Source organism: Actinosynnema sp., assembly GCF_052038725.1.
Genome location: NZ_JBQGCX010000718.1, coordinates 1 through 2,480 on the forward strand (window position 1 = coordinate 1; position 2,480 = coordinate 2,480).

At 75.6% G+C, this 2,480-nt stretch carries 2 protein-coding genes; both read right to left on the reverse strand.

The features are described 5' to 3' along the window. Positions 1-132: 132 nt before the first annotated feature. Complete coding sequence (locus ACTUAL_RS14950) at positions 133-1,089, reverse strand: glutamate ABC transporter substrate-binding protein (protein WP_440900671.1); 957 nt, start codon at positions 1,087-1,089, stop codon at positions 133-135. Beyond that, positions 1,086-2,345, reverse strand: coding sequence for a hypothetical protein (locus ACTUAL_RS14955; protein ID WP_440900672.1), 1,260 nt, complete (start codon positions 2,343-2,345; stop codon positions 1,086-1,088). Before ACTUAL_RS14955 ends, ACTUAL_RS14950 begins: the two co-directional genes overlap by 4 nt. Positions 2,346-2,480 lie beyond the last annotated feature (135 nt).

Genomic DNA, 2,480 nt, shown 5'->3' on the forward strand with positions numbered 1-2,480 from the left:
GAACGCGTCCTCGGCCGCCAGCTCCCCGGTGCAGCCCGGACTCGCGCACCCGGTCATCGGACGACCTCGCTGGTCATCGCCGCTCCTCCGCTCCGGCACCCGCCGCACCTCCCCGCCCGCTCCAGCCCACCGTCAGTCCCGGTACTCCGGCGCGGGCGGCGCGGGCGGGGCGCCCAGCCACTTGCGGTGGATCCGCGCCCACGTCCCGTCCGCCCGCTCCCGCTCCAGCACGCCGTTGACGAACCTGGTCAGGTCGTCCGCGCCCTTGGCCACGCCGATCCCGTACGACTCGGTGGTGAGCCGGGGCCCGACCACCTCGGTGTACGGGTCCTGCGCGGCGAACCCGGCCAGGATCGTGTCGTCGGTGGAGATCGCGTCCACCTGACCCTGCTGGAGCATCACCAGGCAGTCCGTCCAGTTCGGCACCGCCACCGGCACCGGCCCCGACGGGTGGGCGCGCACGTGGGCGAGCGAGCTGGAGCCGGTCGTCGCGCACACCTTCCGCCCCGACAGCGCGGTCAGCCCGGTGATGCCGGAGTCCTTGGGCACCAGCACCCGCTGCCCGGCCTCGTAGTAGCTGGTGGAGAAGTTGACCCGCCGCCACCGCTCGCAGGTGATCGTCATGGTGCGCACCACCACGTCCACCTCGCCGGTCTCCAGCGCGGGCAGCCGCTGGTCGGAGTTGAGCACCCGGAACCGCACCCTGGTCGGGTCGCCCAGCAGCGACCGGGCCACCTCGCGGGCCAGGTCGACGTCGAAGCCCTGCAGCTCGCCGGTGAACGGGTCGCGGAACCCCATCAGGTAGGTGTTCTGGTCCACGCCCACCACCAGCTGCCCCCGCTCGGCGATGCGCCGCATCGTGCTGCCCTGGGGCATCGCGCCGGGCGCGGGCAGCGGCCGGGTCGGGCGCAGGCTGGCGGTGCAGTCCTGCCCGGCGGTGGGCTCCTGGGCCTCGCGGGGCAGCACGGTGGCCTCCGCCGGTCCCGGCCGCACCGCCGAGTCGCCGCCGATCGGGGGCGCCGAGCTGGGCACCGGCGCGCACGCGGTCGCCAGCAGCGCCGCCGCCACGAGCCCCAGGCGCGCCCTCACCGGTACTCCTTGAGCCGCTGCCACACCCCGGCCAGGCACGCGAACGCGGCGATCGCGGACAGCAGCGCCACCACGTCCACCGCGCCGCCCAGCGCCCCGCGCGCCGACGCGACCGCCCCGTTGGCCTCGGTGCGGGCCGCCACGAGCGCGTCCACCAGGTCCCGGTCCAGCGCGTCGAACGCGGAGGCCGCGCCCTCGGAGCCGGTGCCCAGCGCCAGGTCGACCGCGCCCTCCCAGTCGCCCCGGTCGTCGGCGGCGCGCAGCATCGCGTGCGCCCGCTGCCAGCGCCGGTGGTGCTCGCCCGCGTCACCGGCGTGGGCCTGCGCGAGCAGCTCCTCCAGCTCGCCGTCCAGCCGCCGGTAGCCGTCCTCGTAGGCGGTGGCCCCGCCGCCCCTGGTGACCAGGGCGAGGGTCTCGTCGCCGCGCGCGCTCAGCGTGGCGATGCGGGCCTGGGCGAGCACGTCGACCTGCCGGGCGGCGGTCTGGCCCGCGCCGGTGTCGGCGACCACGACCAGGCTGGCCACCAGCGACCACAGCAGGGCGATCACCGAGGCGGCGCTGGCCACGACCAGGCCGATGTTGAGCAGCCGGTTGCTGGTCAGGAACAGGTAGCGCTGCGCGCCCGCCAGCGCGGACAGCAGCACCCCGCCCAGCAGCAGCTCGGTCCACGGCAGCACGCCCGCCGCCGCCAGCTCGGAGGCGGTGGCGTCGGACTGGGCGCGGTGCAGGTCGTGGGCGGCGGGCAGCAGGGTGCCGCGCATCAGCTCGGACGCCTCCCGCAGGTAGGCCGCGCCCACCGGGTTGCCCTGCCGGTTGTGCACGCGCGCGGTCTCGACCAGGCCGGTGTAGACGGGCAGCTGCTGCGCGAGGGTGTCGATCTCGTCCGCCAGTGGCCCGGCGCGGGTGGGGGCGTCGGTGGCGGCGGACAGGGCGGAGGAGGCGCGGGCGATGTCGTCCTCGTAGCGCTGGCGCAGCTGCGGCGACTCGACCCCGCCGGACAGGAACGCGCTCGCGGCGGTCGCGTCCGCGTCGGCCATCGCCCGGTAGACCTCCTGCGCGGCGTACGCCAGCGGCTCGGTCTGGTCGGCCAGCACGCTCAGCGCGTCGGTGCGCCGCTGGACCGACTGGGCGGTCAGCAGACCCACCAGCAGGCTCAGCCCGGCGAGCGCCAGGGCGAGCAGGGTGAGCCGTCCGGGGGTGGTCCTGGCCAGGTTCAGCGCGCGCCTCTGCAGGGCGCTCCGGGCTCTGGACCGCACCGGCACGTGCCTACACCCCCGAGTTCGTTCGGGTGGCCAGCGATCTGGCCCAGTGGACTGGAGCGTACTTTTCCGCTGATCGGCTCAGGCTGCGAATCGGAGGAAAGCAGTGATCATCCTCGCGCACTTCAGCGA